Here is a 23375-nt window from a genome sequence, read left to right as displayed (position 1 = left end):
GGTCATGACCCCTGAACTGCTCGACCGCGCCCGCGCCGTGCTCCGCGACACCCCCGTGGTGGACGGGCACAACGACCTCCCCTGGGCGATGCGCTCCCAGGTCGGATACGACCTGGACGCCGTCGACCTGGCGGTGGACCAGAGTGCCCGCCTGCACACCGACCTCGGCCGGCTGCGCGCCGGCGGGGTCGGCGCGCAGTTCTGGTCGGTCTACGTGCGCAGCGACCTCGCGGGCGACCGGGCGGTCAGCGCCACCCTGGAGCAGATCGACTTCGTGCACGCCCTGACGGCGCGCTACCCGGACGTGCTGCGCACGGCGCTGACCGCGGACGACATGGAGGCGGCCCGCGCCGAGGGCCGGATCGCCTCGCTGATGGGCGCCGAGGGCGGCCACTCGATCGACTGCTCGCTGGCCACCCTGCGTGCCCTGCACGCCCTGGGTGTGCGGTACCTGACGCTCACCCACAACGACAACGTGCCGTGGGCGGACTCGGCGACCGACGAGCCGGCCGCGGGCGGGCTGACCGCCTTCGGCGAGGAGGTCGTCCGGGAGATGAACCGGCTGGGCATGCTGGTCGACCTCTCGCACACCTCCGCCGACACCATGCGGGCGGCGCTCCGGGTCTCCGAGGCGCCGGTGATCTTCTCGCACTCCTCCGCGCGCGCCGTCTGCGACCACCCGCGCAACGTCCCGGACGACGTGCTGGCCGCGCTGGCGGCCAACGGCGGCCTGGCGATGGCGACCTTCGTCCCGAAGTTCGTGCTGCCCGCGGCCATCGAGTGGACCCTGGCGGCGGACGAGAACATGCGCACCCACGGCTTCCACCCGCTGGAGACGACGCCCGCGGCGATGGACTGCCAGCGCGCGTACGAGGCGGCGCACCCGCGCCCGGTCGCCACCCCGGCCACCGTCGCCGACCACCTCGACCACATGCGCGAGGTCGCCGGCATCGACCACATCGGCATCGGCGGCGACTACGACGGCACCGCCTTCGTCCCGTCGGGGCTGGACGACGTGGCCGGCTACCCGAACCTGGTCGCCGAACTGCTCGGCCGCGGTTGGTCCGAGGCCGACCTCGGCAAGCTGACCTGGCACAACGCGGTCCGGGTGCTGCGCGAGGCCGAGTCGGTCGCCCGCCGCCTGCAGGCCGTCCGCCGCCCGTCCATCGCCACCGTGGAGCTGCTGGACGGCCGGGGTTGACCTTGCCCCTGGGGCAGACGGGAGCGTGGGGGACGTGGAGGACGACGAACTGCTCGCCATCGGGGCGTTCGCCCGCCGCGCCCGGCTCTCGCCGAAGGCGCTGCGGCTGTACGACCGGCAGGGGCTGCTGCCGCCCGACCGGGTCGACCCGGTCACCGGCTACCGGTACTACCGGGAGAGCCGGCTGGCGGCGGCCCGGCTGATCGTCCGGCTGCGCGGGCTCGACATGCCGCTGACCACGGTCGCCGAGGTCCTGGCCGCGCCGGGGCCGGAGGCGGCCGGGCTGGTGGCGGCGTACTGGGAGTCCGTGGAGCACCGGGTCGCGGCGCAGCGCGAGCTGGCGGCGCACCTCCGCATCCGACTGTCGGGAGGCGAAGGGAGATTGGACATGTACGGGATCGAGCAGCGCGAGGTGCCGGAGCAGCTGGTGCTCACCGAGCAGCGGCACGCCGGGCCGGAGGACCTGCCGGTGTGGATTCCGCAGGCCTGCGACCGGCTGGCCGAGGCCGCGAAGGCCTACGGCGGGGTGGCTGCGGCGCCGTTCGTGGTCTACCACGGCGAGGTCAACGAGGACAGCGACGGCCCCGTCGAGGTCTGTGTGCCGATCGATCCGGCGCACGCCGGATCGGTGGCGCACGCGCACCGCACCGAGCCGGCCCACCGCGAGGCGTACACCACGATCAGCAAGGCGCAGGTGGCCTACCCGCAGATCCTCTCGGCCTACGACGCCGTCTTCGAGTGGGCGCACGCCGAGGGGCGGACGGTCGTCTCCTCCCCGCGCGAGGTGTACTTCGCGGACTGGGCCACCGCCGCGGCGGGCGACCCGGTCTGCGACATCGCGGTGCCGGTGGCGTAGGGCGTGCCTCACGCCCCCGGGCTCAGAGCAGCGGCAGCTCGATGGCCGGGCACTTGTCCATGACCATGTCGAGCCCCGCGGCCCGGGTGCGGTCGTAGGCGGCCTCGTCGATCACGTCCAGCTGGAACCAGACCGCCTTGGCGCCCACCTCGACGGCCTGGTCGGCGACCTCGCCGGCCAGGCCGGAGTTGACGAACACGTCGACCACGTCGACGGGGAAGGGGATGTCGGCGAGCGCGGCGTAGCCCTGCTCGCCGAGCACCGTCTCGGCCTTCGGGTGGACGGGCACCACCCGCTTGCCCGCCCGCTGCAGCACGCGGGCGACGCCGTACGCCGCCCGCCGGGTGTTGGTGGACAGGCCGACCACCGCCCAGGTGTCGCCCGACTCCTGGAGGATCCTGCGGACCGTCGCGTCGTCTCCGTACGTCATGCCGGGGACAACCGGCCGGCGGGTGCGGTCATTCCGCGCCCGGCCGGCCCATCCCCCGATAGGTCCAACCGGCGGCCCGCCAGGCGGTGGCGTCGAGCACGTTCCGGCCGTCCAGGATGCGCCGCTCGGCGACCAGCGCGCCGACCTCCGCCGGGTCCAGCTCGCGGAACTCCTGCCACTCCGTCAGGTGCAGCACCACGTGGGCGCCCTGAACGGCCTCCAGCGCGGACGCCGCGTAGGACAGGCTGGGGAACATCTTGCGGGCGTTGTCCATGGCCTTCGGGTCGTACACCGTGACCTGGGCACCCTGGAGCTGGATCTGGCCGGCGACGTTCAGTGCGGGGGAGTCCCGGATGTCGTCCGAGTTGGGCTTGAACGCGGCGCCGAGGACTGCCACCCGGCGGCCCAGGAAGCCGCCGCCGCACTGCTCGCGGGCGAGCTCGACCATCCGGGAGCGGCGCCGCATGTTGATCGAGTCGACCTCGCGGAGGAAGGTCAGCGCCTGGTCGGCGCCCAGCTCGCCGGCCCGCGCCATGAACGCCCGGATGTCCTTGGGCAGGCAGCCGCCGCCGAAGCCGAGGCCCGCGTTGAGGAACTTGCCGCCGATCCGGGCGTCGTAGGAGAGCGCCTTGGACAGCTGCACCACGTCGGCGCCGGCGGACTCGCAGACCTCGGCCATCGCGTTGATGAAGGAGATCTTGGTGGCGAGGAAGGAGTTGGCCGCGGCCTTCACCAGCTCGGCGGTCGGGAAGTCCGTCACCACGAAGGGCACGCCCTCGGAGATCGGCGTCGCGTACACCTCGCGCAGCAGCTGCTCGGCGCGCTCGCTGCGCACGCCGACCACCAGGCGGTCCGGGTGCAGGGTGTCGCCGACGGCGAAGCCCTCCCGCAGGAACTCCGGGTTCCAGGCCAGCTCGGCCTGCTCGCCGACCGGGGCCAGGGCGGCGAGCCGCTCGGCCAGCCGGTTCGCGCTGCCGACCGGCACGGTCGACTTGCCGACGACCAGGGTCGGCCGGGTCAGGTGCACCGCCAGCGAGTCGAGCGCGCTGTCGACGTAGCTCATGTCGGCGGCGAACTCGCCCTTCTTCTGCGGGGTGTTGGTGCAGATGAAGTGGACGTCGCCGAACTCGGCGACCTCCTCCCAGGAGTCGGTGAAGCGCAGCCGGCCGCTGGAGCCCTCGTGGCCGGCGACGTGCTTGACCAGCAGGTCGGCCAGGCCCGGCTCGTACATCGGCACCCGGCCGGCGGCCAGCGACGCAATCTTCTCCGGGTCGATGTCCAGGCCGAGCACCTCGAAGCCGAGCTCCGCCATGCAGGCGGCGTGCGTCGCGCCGAGGTAGCCGGTACCGATCACCGTGATGCGGAGGGCCACGTGCTTCCCCTTCAGTCCAGGTTGCCGGGCCGCTCGGGGTACGGGCGGCCGCAGCCACCGATGGTATCCGGGCCCGGCGCCGTGTCGAGCCCGTCGATAACGGCCGGGTTGCCGAAATGCCGACCGGGGCCCGCGGGGGCGCGCCGGGCGGCACAATGCGCGCATGGGAGCGAGGGAGCGCGAAGAACCCGAGGGGGAGCGCCCGGCGACGCGGAGGAGGGCGGTGCCGAAGGCGGCGGCGGGCCCGGGGACGGGGAGGGCGAGGTCCGGCGCAGGCGGCGGACCCGCCGGGTCCTGGTGTGGACGCTGGCCGTCCTGCTGGCGCTGCTGTTCGGCGGGGCGGGCGCCGCGTACTGGACGGTGGACCACTACGCCTCCTCGGTGGAGCGCATCCCCGGCGCCTTCCCCACCCTGCCCGCCGACCGGCAGCCCGCCGCCGTCCCGAACGCGGGCACCACCTTCCTGCTGGTCGGCCTGGACGCCCGCTCGGACACCGCCACCACCGGCAAGGGCGCCAAGGCCCCCGCCTGGAAGGCCGGCGCCCAGCGCAGCGACACGATGATGCTGCTGCACATATCCGCGGACCGGAAGGGCGCGTCGATCATCTCCATCGCCCGGGACACCCTGGTCGAGGTGCCCGGCCACGGGAAGTCGAAGATCAACGCGGCGTACTCCTGGGGCGGCCCGGCGCTGATGGTGGAGACGGTGCAGAACCTCACCGGCATCAAGGTCGACCACATCGCGGTGATCGACTGGAACGGCTTCCGGGCGCTCACCGACGCGGTCGGCGGCGTCGACATCACCATCCCGCAGACCATCGAGGGCCGCGGCGAGGCCCGCCAGTGGGACGCCGGCACCCACCACATGAGCGGCGAGCAGGCGCTGCTGTACGTCCGCGAGCGGTACGGCCTGCCCAACGGCGACCTGGACCGCAGCAAGCGCCAGCAGAACTTCCTGCGCGCGCTGATGATCCAGACCATGGACGCCGGCACGCTCGGCAGCCCCGCCCGGCTCACCGGCCTGCTGCAGGCGGTCGGCGACGTGGTCAGCGTGGACGACCGGCTCAGCAACACCGACCTCTACGACCTCGCCTGGAGCCTGCGCGGGTTGCGCCCGGACGGCGTGCGCTTCATGAACGCGCCCTTCGGCGGCTTCGACACGGTGGACGGCCAGTCCGTGGTGCTGCTCGACCGGGCCGCCGCCACCACGCTCTGGGAGGCCGTGCGCAACGACCGGATGGACCAGTACCTGGCCGAGCACCGCACCACCAGCGACACCCTGGGCGACAGCGTGCGCTGACGGCCCCGCCGCACGTCCTGTTGTGCATGTCACCCTGCCGGGAGATTGTGCAACGCGCCTAGAATGAGGAGTACCACTTGCTACTTAACGGTAACTAACAACTCGAGGGGCGAGACACATGGCGGGCAACTCCGGAGCGGATTTCGACCTCTTCCGCTTGACCGAGGAGCACGACATGCTCCGTGACGCGGTGCGGTCGCTGGCCGAGGCGAAGATCGCCCCGTTCGCGGCCGAGGTCGACGAGCAGGGCCGGTTCCCGCACGAGGCGCTGGAGGCGCTGCAGGGCAACGACCTGCACGCGGTGCACGTGCCGGAGGAGTACGGCGGCGCGGGCGCGGACGCGCTGGCCACCGTGATCGTGATCGAGGAGGTCGCCCGGGTCTGCGCCTCGTCCTCGCTGATCCCCGCGGTGAACAAGCTCGGCTCGCTGCCCGTCCAGCTGTCCGGCTCGGAGGAGCTGAAGGCCAAGTACCTGGGCGCGCTCGCCCGCGGCGAGGGCATGTTCTCCTACTGCCTGTCCGAGCCGGAGGCCGGCTCGGACGCGGCCGGCATGAAGACCCGCGCGGTCCGCGACGGCGACTTCTGGGTGCTCAACGGCGTCAAGCGGTGGATCACCAACGCCGGCGTGTCCGAGTTCTACACCGTCATGGCGGTCACCGACCCGGCGCTGCGCTCCAAGGGCATCTCCGCGTTCGTGGTCGAGAAGGGCGACGAGGGCGTGTCCTTCGGCGCCCCGGAGAAGAAGCTCGGCATCAAGGGCTCGCCGACCCGCGAGGTCTACTTCGACAACGTGCGGATCCCCGCCGACCGGATGATCGGCGCCGAGGGCACCGGCTTCGCCACCGCGATGAAGACCCTCGACCACACCCGGGTCACCATCGCCGCGCAGGCCATCGGCATCGCCCAGGGCGCCCTCGACTACGCCAAGGGCTACGTCCAGGAGCGCAAGCAGTTCGGCAGGGCCATCGCCGAGTTCCAGGGCATCCAGTTCATGCTCGCCGACATGGCGATGAAGCTGGAGGCGGCCCGCCAGCTCACCTACGCCGCCGCCGCGAAGTCCCAGCGCACCGACGCCGACCTGACCTTCTTCGGCGCCGCCGCCAAGTGCTTCGCCTCCGACGCCGCGATGGAGATCACCACCGACGCCGTCCAGCTCCTCGGCGGCTACGGCTACACCCGCGACTACCCGGTCGAGCGGATGATGCGCGACGCCAAGATCACCCAGATCTACGAGGGCACCAACCAGGTCCAGCGCATCGTCATGGCCCGCAACCTCCCGTAACCCGCGAGCTGCGCCAAGCCTCAGGAGGCCCCCCGCGGGGCGAGCGAGCCGCTCGCCCGGCCGGGGGCCCCGTGCGTGCGGGGCTCCTCCCGCAGGCCGATGCACCGGGCCGGGATGCCCGCCCAGACCTCGCCCCGCCCGGTGGAGCGGGTCAGCACCGCGTTCGCCCCGACGATCGTCCCCGCGCCGACCGTCAGCACGCCCTCCTTGCAGACGATCTTCGCGCCGGCGCAGACCACCACGCCGTCCTCCAGCACCACCCGCCGCATCGCGCTCCGCTCCTGCGGCACCCACGGGTCGGCCCGGCCGACGGTGACCCCGTTGTACAGCGTCACATCGGCGCCGATCGTGGTGTACGGGTGCAGCACGGTGCCGAAGCCGCGGTGGAAGACCTTCAGCCCCGGCCCGATCTCGACCGCGGCCGGCACCTCCATCCCGTACAGCGCGAGGACCTCCTGGACGAGGCGGCCCAGCAGCGGACGGCGGCGGCGGTAGATCAGGGACGTCACCAGAGACATGCGGCACATTGTGACGGAGCGGACGCACAGCGTGCCGGAAACCGGCGCGCGGGGCCGCGCACCGTCCGGTGGACGGCGCGCGGCCCCGCGCACGCGCCTGCGGCGCTCCCGGCCCGGCTACTTCTTCAGGTCCGGCACCGGGGTGTCGTTCTTGAACGCGTCGAAGACCTGCTTGGACTTGGCCGCGTCCCACTTCACCGCCGACTCGCCGGTCGGGGTGCGGAAGTCCGGGTTGCCGATCGGCACCGTGATGCTCTTGCCGTCGCCGCCGGAGACGCCCTTCATCGCCAGGAACAGCGAGCCCAGGTCGGTCAGGCCCGCGTCCTCGTCCACGATCAGCGTGCCCAGGCCCGAGCTCACCATCGGGTAGAAGGTGAACGGGTTGAGCAGCGTCACCGGGGAGGCCGCCTGGCTCGCCAGCGCGCTCAGGAACTTCTGCTGGTTGCGCATCCGGCCGAGGTCCTGGTCGGCCATCTGGTGCCGCTGGCGGACGAACGCGAGCGACTCCTTGCCGCTCAGCGTCTGGCAGCCCGCCTTCAGGTCCAGGCCGGAGTCCCGGTCCTTCACGTCCTTCTCGATGCACATGTCCACACCGCCGACCGAGTCGACGATCCCGACGAAGCCGGCGAAGCCGATCTCCGCGTAGTGGTCGATGTGCACACCCGTGTTGAACTCCACGGTCTGCACCAGGAGCCGGCCGCCGCCGCGGGCGAAGGCCGCGTTGATCTTCGACGTGGCCTCCGGGATCTTCTTGCCGCTGCCACTGGTGTCCTGGTGCGCGGGGATCGTCACCCAGGAGTCGCGCGGGATCGACATCAGGGTGTTCCCGTTGTCGCCGATGTGCAGCAGCATCATCGAGTCGCTGCGCTTGCCCTGCGCGGAGCCGGTGTGCAGCGCGTCCTCGTCCGCGTCCGACAGGCCCTGTCGGCTGTCCGAGCCGACGATCAGCCAGTTGGTGCCCTCGCCGGTCGGCGGGCGGCCCTCGTACGAGGCCAGCACGTTCTCGTGGTTGAGCTTGGAGTCGGCCCACACGTAGGTGCCGATGCCGGTCACCAGCAGCGCACCGACCAGGGCCAGCGCACCCACCTTGATCTTCCGGCTGCGCGGCCAGCTCGACGGCGTCGCGGGCACAGCAGGTCTCGGACCGCCGGGGCCACCGGGGCCGCCCGGGCCCGCCGGATCCGCCGGCCGGCCGGGGCCGGCTGCTGCGCCTGGCCGTGGCCCTGCGGAGGCTGGGCCTGGCCGTGGCCCTGCGGAGGCTGGGCCTGGCCGTGGCCCTGCTGCGGCTGACCGTAGCCCTGCTGCGGCGGGACGGTGGCACCCCCGTACGCCCCCCGGCCGCCCTGGGCGCCGCCCGGCGTGCCCGCACCGGCGCCGCGCGGGTTGAGCTCCGGCGGCAGCGGCGGCTCGGCAGCCGCACCGCCCTGGCGGTACCCGCCGTTGCCCTGACCGTACGCGCCCCCGCCCCCCGGGCGGTCCTCCTGCCACGTGTTCATGTGGGAGAGGATGCCCGAAACCGGCACGGTGCAGTTGTCCGGCCCCCGTCCGGGAGCCCCTTGTATCCGATTTGATGCACGGCACGGACGTATCAGCGGAATGTTCACCTGCTGGAACCAACCTTGACCGGCCGAAACGGCCCGTGCTTGCATCATCGGCATGGAACAGCGATGGATTCTCACGCGTCGGCGGCACGTCGACCTGCTGCGTGTGGCCCGCTCGCTGTGTCGTGGCTGACCGCTCGCCCGCATCCCGCATCCCCCGCACCGCACCGCCCCACGGCGGTGCGCGCCGCGTTGCACCGCTTCCACGCATTTCACGTGTCTCTCCGGGCCCCGACCCCGCCCGAGCGGCCCGCCACGACCCGAGGTGAACCCATGGCCACCGTCCTGTCCGTCTCCGGCTCCCCCTCCCGCACCTCCCGCACCACGCGGCTGCTGCGCCACGTCGACGCCCGGCTCGCCGCCCACGGCCACGACGTGGTGCCCTTCGAGGCCCGTGCCCTGCCCGCCGAGGCCCTGCTCTCCGCCGACACCTCCCACCCGGAGATCGCCCGCGCGATCGAGCTCTTCGCCGAGGCCGACGGCATCGTCATCGGCACCCCCGTCTACAAGGCCGCCTACTCCGGGTTGCTCAAGACCCTCCTCGACCTGCTCCCGCAGTACGCGCTGCGCGGCAAGGCGGTGCTGCCGCTCGCCACCGGCGGCTCCACCGCCCACGTCCTCGCCGTCGACTACGCGCTGCGCCCGGTGCTCAGCTCGATGGGGGCCGCCCACATCACCCAGGGCTGGTTCGTCCTCGACCGGCACGTGTCCGTGCGCGAGGACGGCACCACCGAGATCGAGCGGGAGACCGACGTGCTGCTCGGCCCGGTGGTCGACACCTTCGCCTCGGCACTGGTCCGGACAGGGGAGTTCGCCGCGGTCGCCGGCTGACCCTGGTACCAGGGGTGCGGTCCCCTAGGGGGAGGCGGGCCGCACCCCGTACATCTCCCGGTCAACCCGCTTCCTCCCGGCGGAGGACGAGACGGCCACCGCCCGCTCCTAACGTGGTTCCTACAGCCCGCACCCATACGGGGGTGGTGCTGGCCCCACCATCAAGACGGCTGTCTGCACCATGTCGCAGGACGGGTGGCAGCAGCGAGGCTGTGGGGCGACGGGTGGACGACGTACCGAGGAGATCCCAGTGACGACGGCAGCCAAAGCCGTGCATGACCACCAGCTGCCCGGCGGGCAGGGCGACGTTGCCGCGTCCGCACGCCAGGTGACCAAGGCCTACGGCGCCGGGGAGACCCGGGTCACGGCCCTCGACGCCGTCGACGTGGACATCCACCGCGGGCGGTTCACCGCGATCATGGGCCCGTCGGGCTCCGGCAAGTCGACCCTGATGCACTGCCTGGCCGGCCTGGACACGGTCAGCGAGGGGCACATCTGGATCGGCGACGCCGAGATCACCGGCCTCAAGGACAAGCAGCTCACCCGGCTCCGCCGGGACAAGATCGGCTTCATCTTCCAGGCGTTCAACCTGCTCCCCACGCTGAACGCGCTGGAGAACATCACGCTGCCGATGGACATCGCCGGCCGCAAGCCCGATACCGCCTGGCTCGACCAGGTCATCGAGACGGTCGGCCTCGCCGAGCGCCTCAAGCACCGGCCGACCCAGCTCTCCGGCGGCCAGCAGCAGCGCGTCGCGGTCGCCCGCGCCCTCGCCGCCCGCCCCGAGATCATCTTCGGTGACGAGCCCACCGGCAACCTCGACTCCCGCTCCGGCGCCGAGGTGCTCACCTTCCTGCGCCGCTCGGTCGACGAGCTGGGCCAGACCATCGTCATGGTCACCCACGACCCGGTCGCCGCCGGCTACGCGGACCGCGTGCTCTTCCTCGCCGACGGCCGGATCGTCGACGAGATGCAGGCCCCGACCGCCGATTCCGTCCTCGAGCGCATGCGCCGCTTCGACGGCAAGCGCACCAGCTGAGCCGGGGGCCGACACCGATGATGCTCAAGACCTCCCTACGGAGCTTCTTCGCCCACAAGGGGCGAATGGTCCTCTCTCTGATCGCCGTCGTGCTGTCCGTGGCCTTCGTGTCCGGCACGCTCGTCTTCTCCAACACCGCCACCAGCACCTTCGACCGGCTCTTCGCCTCCACCGCCTCCGACCTGTCGGTCAGCCAGGCCAAGGACGACCTCACCGCCGGCGAGGAGGACGGCGGCACGGCCACCACCGTGCCGGTCGACACCGTGCAGAAGCTCTCCGGCCTGCCCGGTGTGAAGACCGCCCTCGGCCAGGTCATGGTCCAGAGCGCGACCCTGGTCGACCCGAACACCAACAAGGCCATCGGCCCCACCTCCGGTGCGCCCACCCTCACCGGCAACTGGGTCGAAACCCCGCGCAACTCCGTCGACATCACCTCCGGCAGCGCCCCCAAGGGCGCCGGCCAGATCATGCTCGACGCCGACACCGCCAAGAAGGCCAAGCTCAAGCTCGGCAGCCCGCTGCGCGTCATCACCAAGAGCGGCAGCTACGACTTCACCATCTCCGGCATCGTCACCTTCCGGACGACCAACCCCGGTGCGGCGCTGGCCTTCATGGACACCCCCACCGCCCAGCAGGACCTCCTCGGCACCACCGCCTTCACCACCGTCGACCTGTTCGGCGACGGCAGCCGCAGCAACGACCAGCTCAAGCAGCAGGCCCTCTCCGCCCTCGGCAGCGGCTTCGAGGCCAAGACCGCCGCCGAGCAGAAGGCCGAGAACGCCAAGGACGTCGGCTCCTTCCTCAACTTCATGAAGTACGCCATGCTCGGCTTCGCCGGCATCTCCCTGCTGGTCGGCGGCTTCCTGATCATCAACACCTTCTCCATGCTGGTCGCCCAGCGCACCCGTGAGATCGGCCTGCTGCGGGCCATCGGCGGCAGCCGCAAGCAGGTCAACCGCTCGGTGATGGTCGAGGCGCTGATCCTCGGCGTGCTCGGCTCCACCATCGGCCTGGCCGCCGGCCTCGGCATCGCCACCCTGCTGATCCAGCTGATGAAGGCCGCCGGGATGAACCTCGACGCCTCCTCGCTGGACATCACCTGGACGGTCCCCGTCGCCTCCTACGCGGTCGGCGTGCTGATCACCCTGGTCGCCGCCTGGTTCCCGGCCCGCCGGGCCGGCCGGATCTCCCCGATGGCCGCCCTGCGCGACCACGGCACCCCGGCCGAGGCCTCCGCCAACCGCATCCGCGCCGTCGTCGGCCTGGTCGTCACCGGTCTCGGCGCGGCGGGCCTGGCCGCCGCCGCGGGCGCCGACAAGGCCGCCACCGGCGGCCAGTGGCTCGGCCTCGGCGTCGTGCTCAGCCTGGTCGGCTTCGTGATCATCGGCCCGCTGCTCGCCACCGGCATCATCCGGGTGCTGGGTGCGGTGCTGCCGGCCCTGTTCGGCCCCTCCGGCAAGCTCGCCCAGCGCAACGCGATGCGCAACCCGCGCCGCACCGGCGCCACCGCCGCCGCCCTGATGATCGGCCTCGCACTGGTCACCGGCGCCTCCGTGGTGACCTCCTCGATGGTCAGCTCGGCCAACGCCCAGATCGACAAGTCGGTCGGCGCCGACTACATCGTCGCCGGTGAGGGGATGGGCGCCGCCCTGACCCCGGCCATGGTCTCCGCCGCCAAGGCCACCCCGGGCATCGCCCACCTCACCGAGGCCAAGCAGATCCCCGCGATCATCACCGCCCCGGACGGCAGCACCACCAAGTCCGAGCTGGTCGCCGCCACCCGGACGTTCACCGAGGACTTCCGCCTCAAGACCGCCGCCGGCAGCCTCACCGCCGCCTTCGACGGAGGCATCGCCGTCCCCGAGGACTGGGCCACCAAGCACCACCTCAAGGTCGGCGACCAGGTCAAGGCCGATTACGGCAAGGGCCGCACCCAGTCCCTGCCGATCGGTCAGATCACCTCCTCCGGTGAATCGATGTTCGCCGGCGCCTACATCGTCAACACCGACACCGTCACCAAGGCCATCCCCGAGAAGGACCTGCCCACCAGCTTCCAGCTGTACGGCAAGGCCGCGCCCGGCGCCGACCCCGACCAGACCCTGACCGCCCTGCAGAAGTCCCTGGAGGCTTACCCGCAGATCAGCGTCCGGGACCAGGCCGGTTACAAGGACCTGATCCAGCAGCAGGTCAACCAGCTGCTCTACATGGTCTACGGCCTGCTCGGCCTGGCGATCGTGGTCGCCGTCCTCGGTGTCGTCAACACCCTGGCCCTCTCGGTGGTCGAGCGGACCCGCGAGATCGGCCTGCTGCGGGCGATCGGCCTGTCCCGCCGTCAGCTGCGCCGGATGGTCCGGCTGGAGTCCGTGGTGATCGCCGTCTTCGGCGCCCTGCTCGGCACCGGCCTCGGCCTCTCCTGGGGCATCACCTCCCGCAAGGTGCTCGCCACCCAGGGCCTGGACACCCTGACCGTCCCGACCGGCACCATCGTCGCGATCCTGGTGGCCTCCGCGGTGGTCGGCCTGCTGGCCGCCCTCCTCCCGGCCTTCCGCGCCGGCCGGATGAACATCCTGGCGGCCATCGCCACCGACTGACCGAACCACGACCTACGGGGGCCGCGGTACCGACGGGGGACCCGCGGAACGGAGGGGCCGGGCCGAGCGCCCGGCCCCTCCGGCGTCCCCGGCCACCGTGCCGCAACCGCCCCGGCCGCCGCCGCCGCGGCAGCCCCTGCCATCATCGCCGCATGTCAGAGACGCCCCTGCTGTCCGAAGCCCCGCCGCTCACCGCCGCCGAGGCCGGCGGTCCGGCGCCTGCGGACGGCCCGCGGGAGCCCGCTCGGGTCGTCGGCATGCCGCTCGTGGTGCGCTGCACCGCGGGCCCGCTCATCGGCGTGCTGGCGAGCCTCTACGCCACCAGTGCCACGAGCCACAGCTGGTTCGGCGGGCTGGTGGTCCCGCTGGGTGGCGCGCTCCTGGGACTGGAGAACCTGGCCCGGATCCTCACCTGGCAGATCGGTCAGGACCGTGACGGCCTGTTGGTGGCCTCGGGCCTCCGGGTGCGCCGCTGGAGCTGGGACGAGGTGAAGGGCGTGACCGTGCGCGGGAGCACGCTGACCCTGCAGTTCAAGGGCGGCGACCGGGTGTCGGTCCGGGCCTGGCCGACCCGGTTGGACGGCCATCGCCTCAACTCCGGCGGCTTCGCAGTCGCCGTGGCCGGGATCGTCTCCGCGTCGGCCGCCTGTCCGCAGCGCCGCCCGGCCGAGGCGCTGCCGGCCTTGGCCGTCGGCCGCCCGCAGCTGTTGTTGAACCGGCTCTCGGTCGCCGCTCTCGTCCTGTTCGCCGTGGGCCGGTACTTCCTGTAGCACCCGACGTGCCGGGGCTCAGCCGCAGCTGATCTCGCTTCCGCTTTCGGCGGCCACCGCCGGGGAGGCGGACGCAGAGGCCGGGGCGGTGCCCGCAGGCGCGGCCGGTGACGGTGCGGCCGAGGGTGCGCCCGGCCCGCGGTAGTCGGGGCCGACCACGACCTGGAGGGTGGCGCCGAGGCCGGGTACCGGGACGAGTTCGGCGCCCGGGAGGGAGCCGGCGAGGGTCTTGGCCGACTCGTCCCAGCGCGGGTCGTAGCGGACGGCCGTGCGGGCGGCGGCCGTGTCCGCGTTGGACGGGGTGCCGGTGGTGGCGAAGCCCGCCCGGCGCAGTTCCTCGTCGACCTTGAAGCCGAGCCCGGTCGTGCCGGTGCCGTTCAGCACCTGGACCCGGATCTGACCGGCGGGGACGCCTCCGGCCGCGGCCTCCCCCGACGCCGACGCCGAGCCGGGGGAGGCCGAGGGCGCCGGTGCGGGGTGCTCGGTCAGCGGCCTGCCCTGCCGGACGGTGTCGAACAGCGCCTTCGCCGCCTTGGTGTCCCACAGCACCGTCGACCCCCACCCGGGCACCGGGTGGTCGACGTCGGCCACCGGCACGGTGGCGAAGTCCGCGGCGCCGGCCGACAGGTCCTTCAGCCGGGCGGCGAAGTCGAGCAGCGCGCCGGTGGACAGGCCCTTGTCGGCCTTGACCGACTTCAGGGTGCTGCTGAGCACCGAGCCGAGGCGGGCCGGGTCGAGCAGCATGTCGTGGGAGGTGGCCTGGCGCAGGAGCTGGGCGACGAACCGTTGCTGGCGGCGCATCCGTCCCAGGTCGGAGCTGCCGTCCACGTGCCGGGCGCGCACGTACTTCAGCGCCCCGGCGCCGTCCAGCCTGCTGGTGCCGGCGGGCAGGTCCAGCCCCGAGTACGGGTCCTTCAGCGGCTTGGCGGTGCACACCTCGACCCCGCCGAGGGCGTCCACCGCACTGACGAAACCGAGGAAGTTGATCTGCAGGTAGTGGTCGATCCGCAGGCCGGTGTTCTGCTCCACCGTGCGGACGGTGAGCGGCGCCCCACCCATCCCGTAGGCCGCGTTGATCTTGCCCTTGGCGGCCGGCACCTGCCGGCGGGTGGCCGGGTCCTGGTGGGCGGGGATCTCGACGTACGAGTCGCGGGGGATGCTCACCACCGTCGCCCGGCCGCCGTTCCCGGCGAGTTGGACGATCATCAGGGTGTCGGTGCAGTGGCACGACTCGCCACCCGCGTGCAGCACGTTCTTGAGGGTGTTCTCCGGGATGCCCTCGCGCTCGTCCGTGCCGACCACCAGGAAGGTGGTGAGCCCCTCGTCGGCGGGCCGGCCGCCGCCGCCGATGGCGTCGACCCGCTGGATCGCGTCGCCCACCCCGTGCAGCACCACCCACCCGGTACAGGAGGTGGCCAGGACGGCCAGCGAGAGCGCACCGGCCGCCCACCGCCCCCAGCGCCGCCGTAATCCGGTCTTCGCGCCCGTTCCCGCCGCGGACCTGCGCTGCCGTCCTCTCGCTGCCGGGGGAGGCCCGCCGCGCCCGCCGCCCTGCCGTCCGATGCCACCGCGGCCCGCACCACCGCCGCGCCCTGCACCACCGCCGTGCCCGGCCCCGCTGTACCCGTGGCCGCCACGCCCTGCACCGTCCTGCCCGCGGCCGCTTCCCCGGGAAGGCCCGCCGTGCCCGCCGGACTGCCCCCGCGCGCGGCGGGGCGGCGGTGGTCCTGGACGGGGCGAGGAGGGCATCTTCGGGATGGTAGGCCCGCCGCGAGCCCGCCCGTGCCACGGCACGCCGCCGGTCACCCGGGTCGGCGAAACGTTCCGTCGCACGGGTCCGGGCGCGCGCCGGGGGCCGCCGGAGGACCCTCGTCTGACATCGCCGGGGCCGCGCCGGTACCGTGGGGCGCAATGAACACCAAGGCTGCTGAGGAGCTGCCGGCGGTCTCCGTGATCATGCCGGTGCTCAACGAGGAACGTCACCTGCGCACCGCCGTCCGGCACATCCTGGAACAGGAGTACGCCGGCGATCTCGAGGTGGTGATCGCGCTCGGACCGTCCACCGACCGGACCGACGAGATCGCCGCCGAGCTGGTTGCCGAGGACCCGCGGGTCCGTACGGTGCCCAACCCCACGGGCCGCACCCCGGCCGGGCTGAACGCCGCGATCCGCGGCTCGCGTCACCCGATCGTGGTACGGGTCGACGGGCACGGTCTGCTGACGCCGGGCTACGTCGACACCGCCGTCCGGCTGCTCGGCGAGATGGAGGCGGCCAACGTCGGCGGCATCATGCACGCCGAGGGCGAGACCGAGTGGGAGAAGGCGGTCGCCGCCGCCATGACCTCGAAGATAGGGGTCGGCAACGCGGCCTTCCACACCGGCGGCCTGGCCGGTGCGGCCGACACCGTGTACCTGGGCGTCTTCCGCCGCGAGGTGCTGGAACGGCAGGGCGGCTACAACGAGGAGTTCATCCGCGCCCAGGACTGGGAGCTGAACTACCGCATCCGCCAGGACGGCGGGCTGATCTGGTTCACCCCGCAGCTGCGGGTCACCTACCGGCCGCGGCCGAGCGTGCGGGCGCTGGCGAAGCAGTACAAGGACTACGGTCGCTGGCGCCGGGTGGTGACCCGCTACCACCGCGGCTCGGTGAACCTCCGCTACCTGGCCCCGCCGGCGGCCCTGCTGGCCTGCCTGGCCGGCCTGGTGCTCGGTGCGGCGCTGCACCCGGTCTTCCTGGTCGTCCCGGGCGGCTATGCGCTGGGCATCCTGGGCGGTTCGGTGGTCGAGGGCCGCGGGCTGTCCGCCCGGGCCAGGCTGCAGCTGCCGGTCGCCCTGGCGACCATGCACATGAGCTGGGGCTTCGGCTTTCTCACCTCGCCGCGCAAGCTCGCCCGCCGGGTGATCGCCAGCAAGCGGCCCGAGCCGATGACGCCGCGCACCGAGACGGCCTGACGCCCGCGCCCGGCCCGCGGGGAGGCCTTCCCCCGGTCCGGGCGAAACGCCCCCTCGGCCCGCTCCCCGGCGCTATCTTCGGCGCCATGGGGATCACCGAGGGGGAGTCCGGCCGCACGGCGGCCGCCGCCGAGCACCGCCCGGACGTGCGGATCGAGCCGAGCGCCGACGTGGACGGGCGGGCCGTGATCGGCAGGGGCAGCACCGTCTGGCACCTCGCCCAGGTGCGCGAGCACGCCCAGATCGGCGCCGAGTGCATCATCGGCCGCGGCGCGTACGTCGGCCCGGGCGTGCGCCTGGGCGACCGGGTCAAGCTGCAGAACCACGCGCTGGTGTACGAGCCCGCGGTGGTCGAGGACGGCGTGTTCGTCGGCCCGGCCGCGGTGCTGACCAACGACCTGTACCCGCGCTCGGTCGACCCGGACGGGCGGCTGAAGCGCGGCGACGACTGGCAGGCGCGCGGGGTGACGCTCCGGCAGGGGTGCTCGATCGGCGGCCGCGCGGTGCTGGTCGCCGGGGTGACGGTCGGCCGCTGGGCCCTGGTCGCGGCCGGTGCGGTGGTGCACCGGGACGTCCCGGACTTCGCCCTGGTGGCCGGGGTGCCGGCCCGCCGGATCAAGTGGGTCGGCCGGGCCGGCGAGCCGCTGGAGCCGGCCGGCGAGGGCCGCTGGCTCTGCCCGCGCACCGGCGAGCAGTACGCCGAGGCGGACGGCCTGCTGTCACCGCTCGCGGAGAGCGGTGACGGGCCGTCCGCCTGAGTGTCCGTCAGTAGGTGTACAGGCCGCCCTGCGGGACGACGGTCATGCAGTTCTTGTCGTTGTCCGAGGTCTCGGCGTCGACGGAGGTCGGCAGCGCGGTGGGCGCCGGGGCCGCGGTGAACGTGGTGCCGCTCTTCCAGTCCGCCCCGATCACCAGGCTCAGCGTGGTGGACTTGCCGGACTCCACCAGGGCGCTCGCCGGCAGGCCGAGCGCGGCGGCCACCGCCTGGGCCTTGGCCTGCTGGCCCGCGCCGTAGGTGAGCTTCGTGGTGTCCCGGGTGCCGCCGCCGGGCGCCGTCCCCGCCTTGGTGAATCCGGCCGCCACCAGGGCCTTCTTGACGTCGTTCGCCCGGTTGGTGATCCCGGTGCCGTTCTGGACGGTCACCGCGACGGTGCTCTTCGCGGGCGCGTCGGCACCGGCCGCCGGCGAGGGCACGGCGGACGGGGTGGGGGAGGCGGACGGTGCCGCGGCCGCGCCCTTGTCGTCCAGCGGGGTGTCAGCGAGCAGCATCTTCCAGATCTGCTGCACGTCGGGCTGCTTGAGGAGCAGCTTGGCGTTCGGCTCCTTCGGGTCCGCGATCACCGGGACGGTCAGCGTCGTCGTCCGCTCGGTGGGTATCTGCTTCAGGTCGTTGCCGAGGTCGTACAGCTTCTTCAGGTCGGCGATGTCCTTGTCGACGCTGAGCGACTTGGTGGCGGCCTCGGCGAGCGACATCAGCTGCCCCGGGTCGCTCAGCCGTCCGCTGGACTTCAGCTCGCGGATCATCGAGCTCAGGTACATGTGCTGCGCCTTGGTGCGGCCGATGTCGGAGCCCCAGGCGTCGCGGGTGCGCAGCCACTTGAGGGCGTCCTCGCCCTTGAGCGGGTGGGTGCCCTTGGGGACCTTCAGGTCGGTGCCGCCGTGGCCGGGGCGGTAGCGGTCCCACATGTTGCGGTCCACGCAGACGGGCACGCCGCCGATGGCGTCGGCCATCCGGACGACACCGCCGAAGTCGACCATCATGTAGTGGTCGATGTCGAGGCCGGTCAGGCTGATCCAGGTGCCGACGACGCAGCCCGGGCCGCCCCGGGAGAGCGCCACGTTGATCGCGGTGTGCGTGGTCGACTGGTAGGTCTTCCCCTTGTCGTCGTGGCAGGTCGGGATGGTGACCATGGTGTCGCGCGGAATGCTGATCATCGAGGCGTTGGTGCGGTCGGCGGAGACGTGCAGCAGCATCTGGACGTCGGCCAGGCCGGGGCGGTCCGCCTCGCCGGCCGAGCCGCCGAGCGCCACGTTCTCGGCGGAGCCGCGGCTGTCGGTGCCGATCATCAGGATGTTGAGCGGGGTCCGGCCCTTGGCATCGGGTGCGGTCCGGGCGCCCTGCTCGTCCGTCAGGTTCTTGGTGCCGGCCTGGATGTTGCCGTTGAGGTGCCGGTAGTACAGGTAGCCCGCACCGCAGCCGGCCACCAGCGTCGCGCCGGTGGTGATGGCCACGATGCGCAGCCAGCGTCGGCGCGGCCCGCGCCGGCCCCCCGCGCCCTCCTGCCGGGCCCTGCGGGCCGCTGCCCGGCCGCCCGGTATCGGCTCAACGCTCGTCATCGTGGTCCCGCCCAGTCTCCTGCCCCGGTGGCCGGTCGGCCGGTGGGGCGATGCCGGACCGCCGGCGGGCATGCGGCACGGAGGCGCCCCCGCGCCGGCTCGGCCCGGTCTCCCCCTGGCCGGTCGGTCTACAGACAAGACGCGCGGCGCGGCGGAAAGGTTACAGAACTGACCGGGCGAGAACGGAAAATGACGCTGGGTCGACGGATCGGCTACTTCGCGCACACACCGGTGTCGTCGGCCTGGAGCCGCTGCAGGTTCTTCGGCGGTACGGTCGGCGGGGGAGACGGCGACACCGCGGCGGCAGTTCCGCCGACGGCCGCCGTGCCCGCTCCCGACGGGCCGCCGGCCGCGGGGTCGTAGTCGCGTCCGAGCACCACGACCAGGCCGTCCCCGGTGCCGAGCGAGGCGCTCTGCCGGACGGAGCCGGCGGGCAGCCCCAGCGCGGCGGCGAGGGCCGCGGCCTCCTCGGCCCGCCCGGCCGGGTAGCCGATCGAACTGGCGGCGGCGGCCTGCGTGTTCCCGCCCACGGTGGCCCGGCTGAAGCCCTGCGCCTGGAGCTCGGCGGTCGCCCGACCGGCCTGCCGCCCGACACCGCTGCCGTTGCGGACGATCACGTCGACCTCGGCCGGGTCCACCAGCGGGCCGATGCCCGGGTGGCCGGACGCGCGGCTCGCCGGGGTGGCGGTGGAGCGCGGGCCGCCCGGGGTGCGGCCGCCGGCCGCGGAGGGCGCAGAGGGCCCGGCGGATGCAGAGGGCCCGGCGGACGCCCCGGTGCCGTTCCCCGGGGCGGCCGCGGCGGGTGCGGGGGAGTCCAGCGGCCGGTCGGCCGCGATCAGCGAGAAGAGCTGGGCGGCGTCCGGCTGGCGCAGGGCGAGCCGGCCCTTGTTCCGCGGGTCGTCGACCACCGGCACGGTGGTGAAGGTGATGTGCCGGGTGTCGACCGTGCCGAGGTCGAGCGCGAGGTCCTTGAGCCGCCGGACGTCGTGGATGCCGGAGTCGACGGTGAGCGCCCTGGTCGCGGCGTCGGCGAGGTGCCAGAGCTTGGCGGGGCTGGTCAGGGTGTCACTGCTCTTGATCTTGCGGATCATCGAGCCGAGGAACTGCTGCTGGAGGGGGATGCGGGTGAGGTCGCCGCCGAGTCCGACGGCGTGCCGGGTGCGGACAAAGGCCAGTGCCTCCTCGCCCTGCACCACGTGCCGGCCCTTGGCCATCCGCAGCTGCGAGTCCGGGTCGTCGATGTCCTTGGCCGCGCAGACCTCGACACCGCCGACGGCGGTGGAGAGCGTCTTGACCGCGTCGAAGTCCACCATCATGAAGTGGTCGACCCGAATGCCCGTCAGCTTCTCGACGGTCGTCCAGGTGCAGCCCGGGTCGCGGCCCTCCTCGCCGAGGCTTGCGTTGAACATCGCCCGCCGCTTCCCGGGGATCAGCCTGCCCCCGGTGCGGCACTCGGGGATCTGCACCATCAGGTCGCGCGGGATGCTGAGCACCGTGGCATTGCTGCGGTCCCGGGAGACGTGGAACAGCAGCGTGGTGTCGGCGTGCCCGGTGCTGCCCTCGTCGCCGTACTCGCGGCCCAGACCCACCCGGCTGTCGGTGCCGATCACCAGGAGGTTGACCGTGCCGTCGATGGCCTGCGGCCGGTCGCTCTCCGCGCCGACGTGGACGTCCACCGAGGTGATGTTCCCGTTGATGTGCCGGTACGCGTAGTACGCGCCGCCGCAGCCGGCGACCAGGGCCAGGGCGGTGGCGATCCCCGTCCAGCGGGCGGCCCGCCGGCCGCGCTCGGCGGACCTGCGGCCGCGCCGCCGCTCCGCCCGCCCGCCCGTGCGGGTGCCGTCGGCGGGGTGTCCGCCCGTGGCTCTCCTGCGGCGCCCCGGGGCGGAGGCCTGGATCGCTTCGTCGGGCCGCGGACCGGTCGGGTCGGCCGCGCGGGGGAAGGTGCCCGGAGCAGTGCCCGGACGCCGCTGTCCGCTGTTCATCCCGGCCACCCTAGAGGAGCCCGTACGCCGTTCCGCGCGTATCGGACGGATGTGACCCGCCCTGGTGAACCGCCGGACGACGCGGAACGCCCGCGCGTTCGGACGGCCCCCGAAGGGGGAGTCCGGTGCGCGGGCGCTCCGTGGCGGGCCGGCCCGCCGTGGTCGAAGAGGGAAGCCCGGATGGGCCGTTCGGGTCAGCCGAGGCGCAGGGTCACCCGTTCGGCCTCGATGCGCTTCTCCCACTGATCGTCCGTCAGCCCCTCGGAGTTCCGGCAGAGCACCACCGAGGCGCCGGCGGCGAGCGGCGCCAGCAGCCCGGCCTCCAGGCCCGCCCAGTCCTCGTAGCCGAGGGTCGACAGCACCCGGTCGCCGGTGCCGATGCCGAGCCGGGCCGCGCCCTCGCGGGCGAGCTGCACTGTCTGCTCGCCGGTCAGCTTCAGCGGCAGACCGTCGATTTGGGTCTCCAGCGCCTGGGCATGCGGGTCGACCGGGGAGTACGGGGCGAACCGGTCGCCCTGCCCGGGCACCTCGGCGGCGTAGTCGAGGAATCCGTCCGGTCGATGGGGGAAGCGGCCGCCGAGCGGGCGCAGCGCGAGCGCCACCCGTTCGCCGGAACAGGCCTCGGCGGCCTGCAGGCCGTCCGGGCCGCTGATCACCAGGTCGGCGGAGCCGGGGTCGCCGCCGGGGACGGCGGTCACCCCGACGGACCAGCAGGCCAGCAGCCACACCGCGGTCTGCCAGTGCGCGGGCAGCAGCAGGGCGGCCCGGTCGTCGGGGCCGGCATTGAGCTCGTCCTGCAGCAGATTGGCGGTCTTGGCGACCCAGTTGTCGAAGGTCTTCGCGGACAGTTCGACCCGTTCGCCGGTCGAGTCGTCGTAGAAGGTGATCAGGGGGCGGGACGGGTCGGCATCGGGGGCACCGGGGCGCAGGTAGGCATGCAGCAGCTCGGCGGGGATGCGGGCGTCGGCAGCGAAAGGCGCAGTCATGGTGCAGTCCACCCTACGGCCTTCGGGTATGCGTCCGGCAGGGGTGTCCGGGGCGGGCGAGCGGCGTGGCGGCCTGGGTTTTTTGCCGTCAGTATCCGATTTATGCGCCTTGAACGAAGGGCCGCCCTCGCGGCGGCCGCCACCACGACCACCCTGCTGCTGACGTCCCTGGCCGCCGTGCCCGCGCACGCGCGTCCCGCGCCGGGCGGCGTCACCACCGTCCCGCTGGAGTCCCCCTCCCAGCGCGGCGCCGACACCGAGCGCGGCCTCGCCCCGCGCACCACACGGACCTTCGCCCTCGTCGGCCTCAGCTGGGACGACCCGTCGGCCGTCCTTGACGGCGGCGTCCAGGTCCGCACCCGCAGTGCGCTGACCGGTGCCTGGGGCCCCTGGTACGACCTGGAGGCCGAGCAGGACGACCGTCCGGACGAGCCCACCGGGCGCGGTGCCACCGCGCCGCTGTGGGTCGGGCCGAGCGACGGCGTCGCCGTCCGGGTGACCGCCGGGAGCCACCCCTTCCCGTCCGGGTTACGGGCCGAACTCGTCGACCCCGGCACCGATCCGGCGGGCCTGCCCGACCCGAGGCCCGCCGAGCCCGCGCCGCGCGCCGCCGGGGCCGCCCCCCGGCCGGGCATCGTCACCCGGGCCGGCTGGGGCGCCGACGAGTCGATCCGCGAGAGCGGCTTCGTCTACACCGGCGACGTCCGCGCGGTCTTCGTCCACCACACCGACACGGCCAACGACTACTCCTGCAGCGACGCCCCCAAGATCATCCGGTCGATCTACCAGTACCACGTGAAGAGCCTCGGCTGGCGGGACATCGGCTACAACTTCCTCGTCGACCGCTGCGGCACCATCTACGAGGGCCGCGCCGGCGGCGTCGCCGAACCCGTCCAAGGCGCCCACACGCTCGGCTTCAACACCAACTCCGCCGGCGTCGCCGCCCTCGGCTCGTACGTCTCCGTCGGAGCGCCGGAGGCCCAGGTCGACGGCGTCACCCAGATCGCCGCCTGGAAGCTCGGCCTCACCGGCAAGGACGCCAGGGGCACCGCCACCCTGGTCTCCGCCTCCGACGGCAGCAAGTACAAGAAGGGCACCTCGGTCAAGTTCAACGCGATCTCCGGACACCGCGACGCCTTCAACACCGAGTGCCCCGGCGAGGAGCTCTACGCCCGCCTCGGCGACATCCGGGACTGGGCGGCCACCCTGCAGGGACGGTGAGCCCGCACTCCCCGACCCGGCCCGCACGACCCGACCCGGCCCGCACGACCCCCGAACGAGCCCGGCACGACCACCGCACGACCACCGGCCGGACCGCCGCCCCC

The 23375-nt window shown here is 73.3% G+C and carries 20 protein-coding genes; 11 read left to right on the top strand and 9 right to left on the bottom strand.

The window, feature by feature from the left end; genetic code table 11:
- Nucleotides 1-4: 4 nt before the first annotated feature.
- Nucleotides 5-1201, top strand: a complete 1197-nt coding sequence (locus ACQ614_RS14115; RefSeq protein ID WP_431678921.1) for a dipeptidase — start codon at nt 5-7, stop codon at nt 1199-1201.
- 25 nt (nt 1202-1226) lie between these two features.
- Nucleotides 1227-2057, top strand: coding sequence for a MerR family transcriptional regulator (locus ACQ614_RS14110; RefSeq protein WP_431678920.1), 831 nt, complete (start codon nt 1227-1229; stop codon nt 2055-2057).
- Nucleotides 2058-2079: 22 nt separating this feature from the next.
- Here the strand turns inward: ACQ614_RS14110 and ACQ614_RS14105 are convergent, their stop codons facing one another.
- Together ACQ614_RS14105 and ACQ614_RS14100 are read right to left on the bottom strand one after the other, a co-directional pair.
- Nucleotides 2080-2487, bottom strand: coding sequence for a CoA-binding protein (locus tag ACQ614_RS14105; protein WP_431678918.1), 408 nt, complete (start codon nt 2485-2487; stop codon nt 2080-2082).
- A 28-nt stretch (nt 2488-2515) separates the two neighbouring features.
- Nucleotides 2516-3859 (bottom strand): UDP-glucose dehydrogenase family protein, encoded by a 1344-nt coding sequence (locus ACQ614_RS14100; RefSeq protein ID WP_363500454.1) that lies wholly within the window; start codon nt 3857-3859, stop codon nt 2516-2518.
- A gap of 297 nt (nt 3860-4156) precedes the next feature.
- On the opposite strand from ACQ614_RS14100, the gene ACQ614_RS14095 reads away from it, so the two are divergent.
- Nucleotides 4157-5158, top strand: a complete 1002-nt coding sequence (locus tag ACQ614_RS14095; RefSeq protein WP_431678916.1) for an LCP family protein — start codon at nt 4157-4159, stop codon at nt 5156-5158.
- A 118-nt stretch (nt 5159-5276) separates the two neighbouring features.
- Entirely contained in the window at nt 5277-6440 is a 1164-nt protein-coding gene (locus tag ACQ614_RS14090; RefSeq protein WP_431678915.1) for an acyl-CoA dehydrogenase family protein, read from the top strand.
- Between the two features lie 20 nt (nt 6441-6460).
- Here the strand turns inward: ACQ614_RS14090 and ACQ614_RS14085 are convergent, their stop codons facing one another.
- From ACQ614_RS14085 to ACQ614_RS14075, 3 genes are all read right to left on the bottom strand, one after another.
- Nucleotides 6461-6958, bottom strand: a complete 498-nt coding sequence (locus tag ACQ614_RS14085) for a hypothetical protein (RefSeq protein ID WP_431678913.1) — start codon at nt 6956-6958, stop codon at nt 6461-6463.
- 117 nt (nt 6959-7075) lie between these two features.
- The gene (locus ACQ614_RS14080) at nt 7076-8044 is read right to left on the bottom strand and encodes an LCP family protein (RefSeq protein ID WP_431678912.1); all 969 of its coding nucleotides are present in this window, start codon (nt 8042-8044) and stop codon (nt 7076-7078) included.
- Nucleotides 8008-8454: a hypothetical protein gene (locus tag ACQ614_RS14075; protein ID WP_431678911.1), complete on the bottom strand. Its 447-nt coding sequence runs from the start codon at nt 8452-8454 to the stop codon at nt 8008-8010. The genes ACQ614_RS14080 and ACQ614_RS14075 overlap by 37 nt, the downstream gene beginning before the upstream one ends.
- A 378-nt stretch (nt 8455-8832) precedes the next feature.
- Here ACQ614_RS14075 and ssuE point away from each other — a divergent pair, with 378 nt between their 5' ends.
- The 4 genes from ssuE to ACQ614_RS14055 all read left to right on the top strand — a co-directional run bounded on the left by ssuE (nt 8833) and on the right by ACQ614_RS14055 (nt 13790).
- Nucleotides 8833-9390: an NADPH-dependent FMN reductase gene (gene ssuE, locus ACQ614_RS14070; protein WP_363498884.1), complete on the top strand. Its 558-nt coding sequence runs from the start codon at nt 8833-8835 to the stop codon at nt 9388-9390.
- A 250-nt stretch (nt 9391-9640) separates the two neighbouring features.
- Nucleotides 9641-10429 carry an ABC transporter ATP-binding protein gene (locus tag ACQ614_RS14065; RefSeq protein WP_431678910.1) on the top strand — a complete coding sequence of 263 codons (789 nt, stop codon included), beginning with the start codon at nt 9641-9643 and terminating at the stop codon, nt 10427-10429.
- Nucleotides 10430-10494: 65 nt separating this feature from the next.
- Nucleotides 10495-13020 (top strand): ABC transporter permease, encoded by a 2526-nt coding sequence (locus ACQ614_RS14060; protein ID WP_431678908.1) that lies wholly within the window; start codon nt 10495-10497, stop codon nt 13018-13020.
- Nucleotides 13021-13172: 152 nt separating this feature from the next.
- Nucleotides 13173-13790, top strand: a complete 618-nt coding sequence (locus tag ACQ614_RS14055) for a hypothetical protein (protein ID WP_431678906.1) — start codon at nt 13173-13175, stop codon at nt 13788-13790.
- Between the two features lie 18 nt (nt 13791-13808).
- Here the strand turns inward: ACQ614_RS14055 and ACQ614_RS14050 are convergent, their stop codons facing one another.
- Nucleotides 13809-15182, bottom strand: coding sequence for an LCP family protein (locus tag ACQ614_RS14050; protein ID WP_431678904.1), 1374 nt, complete (start codon nt 15180-15182; stop codon nt 13809-13811).
- A 519-nt stretch (nt 15183-15701) separates the two neighbouring features.
- Between ACQ614_RS14050 and ACQ614_RS14045 the strand changes: the two genes are divergently transcribed.
- Nucleotides 15702-16742 carry a glycosyltransferase family 2 protein gene (locus ACQ614_RS14045; RefSeq protein ID WP_363498872.1) on the top strand — a complete coding sequence of 347 codons (1041 nt, stop codon included), beginning with the start codon at nt 15702-15704 and terminating at the stop codon, nt 16740-16742.
- 86 nt (nt 16743-16828) lie between these two features.
- Complete coding sequence (locus ACQ614_RS14040) at nt 16829-17500, top strand: acyltransferase (protein WP_431678902.1); 672 nt, start codon at nt 16829-16831, stop codon at nt 17498-17500.
- Nucleotides 17501-17507: 7 nt separating this feature from the next.
- Here ACQ614_RS14040 and ACQ614_RS14035 read toward each other — a convergent pair whose 3' ends face one another.
- The 3 genes from ACQ614_RS14035 to ACQ614_RS14025 form a co-directional block, all read right to left on the bottom strand.
- On the bottom strand, nt 17508-18974 hold the full coding sequence (locus ACQ614_RS14035; RefSeq protein WP_431678901.1) for an LCP family protein: 1467 nt from the start codon (nt 18972-18974) through the stop codon (nt 17508-17510).
- Between the two features lie 317 nt (nt 18975-19291).
- Nucleotides 19292-21064 carry an LCP family protein gene (locus ACQ614_RS14030; protein ID WP_431678900.1) on the bottom strand — a complete coding sequence of 591 codons (1773 nt, stop codon included), beginning with the start codon at nt 21062-21064 and terminating at the stop codon, nt 19292-19294.
- A 194-nt stretch (nt 21065-21258) separates the two neighbouring features.
- Nucleotides 21259-22050 carry a TIGR03089 family protein gene (locus ACQ614_RS14025; RefSeq protein WP_431678898.1) on the bottom strand — a complete coding sequence of 264 codons (792 nt, stop codon included), beginning with the start codon at nt 22048-22050 and terminating at the stop codon, nt 21259-21261.
- 102 nt (nt 22051-22152) lie between these two features.
- On the opposite strand from ACQ614_RS14025, the gene ACQ614_RS14020 reads away from it, so the two are divergent.
- Nucleotides 22153-23271: a peptidoglycan recognition protein family protein gene (locus ACQ614_RS14020; RefSeq protein ID WP_431678897.1), complete on the top strand. Its 1119-nt coding sequence runs from the start codon at nt 22153-22155 to the stop codon at nt 23269-23271.
- Nucleotides 23272-23375 lie beyond the last annotated feature (104 nt).

This window comes from Kitasatospora dryopteridis (assembly GCF_050749075.1).
Taxonomy (GTDB): Bacteria; Actinomycetota; Actinomycetes; order Streptomycetales; family Streptomycetaceae; genus Kitasatospora.
This window is presented reverse-complemented; position numbering and strand designations above follow the sequence as displayed.

Bases quoted from the DNA above. Each gene is read 5' to 3' on its own strand.
- ACQ614_RS14115 (WP_431678921.1), top strand. From the start codon at position 5: ATGACCCCTGAACTGCTCGACCGCGCCCGCGCCGTGCTCCGCGACACC.
- ACQ614_RS14105 (WP_431678918.1), bottom strand. From the start codon at position 2,487: ATGACGTACGGAGACGACGCGACGGTCCGCAGGATCCTCCAGGAGTCG.
- ACQ614_RS14090 (WP_431678915.1), top strand. From the start codon at position 5,277: ATGGCGGGCAACTCCGGAGCGGATTTCGACCTCTTCCGCTTGACCGAG.
- ACQ614_RS14085 (WP_431678913.1), bottom strand. From the start codon at position 6,958: ATGTCTCTGGTGACGTCCCTGATCTACCGCCGCCGCCGTCCGCTGCTG.
- ACQ614_RS14075 (WP_431678911.1), bottom strand. From the start codon at position 8,454: ATGAACACGTGGCAGGAGGACCGCCCGGGGGGCGGGGGCGCGTACGGT.
- ssuE (WP_363498884.1), top strand. From the start codon at position 8,833: ATGGCCACCGTCCTGTCCGTCTCCGGCTCCCCCTCCCGCACCTCCCGC.
- ACQ614_RS14060 (WP_431678908.1), top strand. From the start codon at position 10,495: ATGGTCCTCTCTCTGATCGCCGTCGTGCTGTCCGTGGCCTTCGTGTCC.
- ACQ614_RS14055 (WP_431678906.1), top strand. From the start codon at position 13,173: ATGTCAGAGACGCCCCTGCTGTCCGAAGCCCCGCCGCTCACCGCCGCC.
- ACQ614_RS14045 (WP_363498872.1), top strand. From the start codon at position 15,702: ATGAACACCAAGGCTGCTGAGGAGCTGCCGGCGGTCTCCGTGATCATG.
- ACQ614_RS14040 (WP_431678902.1), top strand. From the start codon at position 16,829: ATGGGGATCACCGAGGGGGAGTCCGGCCGCACGGCGGCCGCCGCCGAG.
- ACQ614_RS14030 (WP_431678900.1), bottom strand. From the start codon at position 21,064: ATGAACAGCGGACAGCGGCGTCCGGGCACTGCTCCGGGCACCTTCCCC.
- ACQ614_RS14025 (WP_431678898.1), bottom strand. From the start codon at position 22,050: ATGACTGCGCCTTTCGCTGCCGACGCCCGCATCCCCGCCGAGCTGCTG.
- ACQ614_RS14020 (WP_431678897.1), top strand. From the start codon at position 22,153: ATGCGCCTTGAACGAAGGGCCGCCCTCGCGGCGGCCGCCACCACGACC.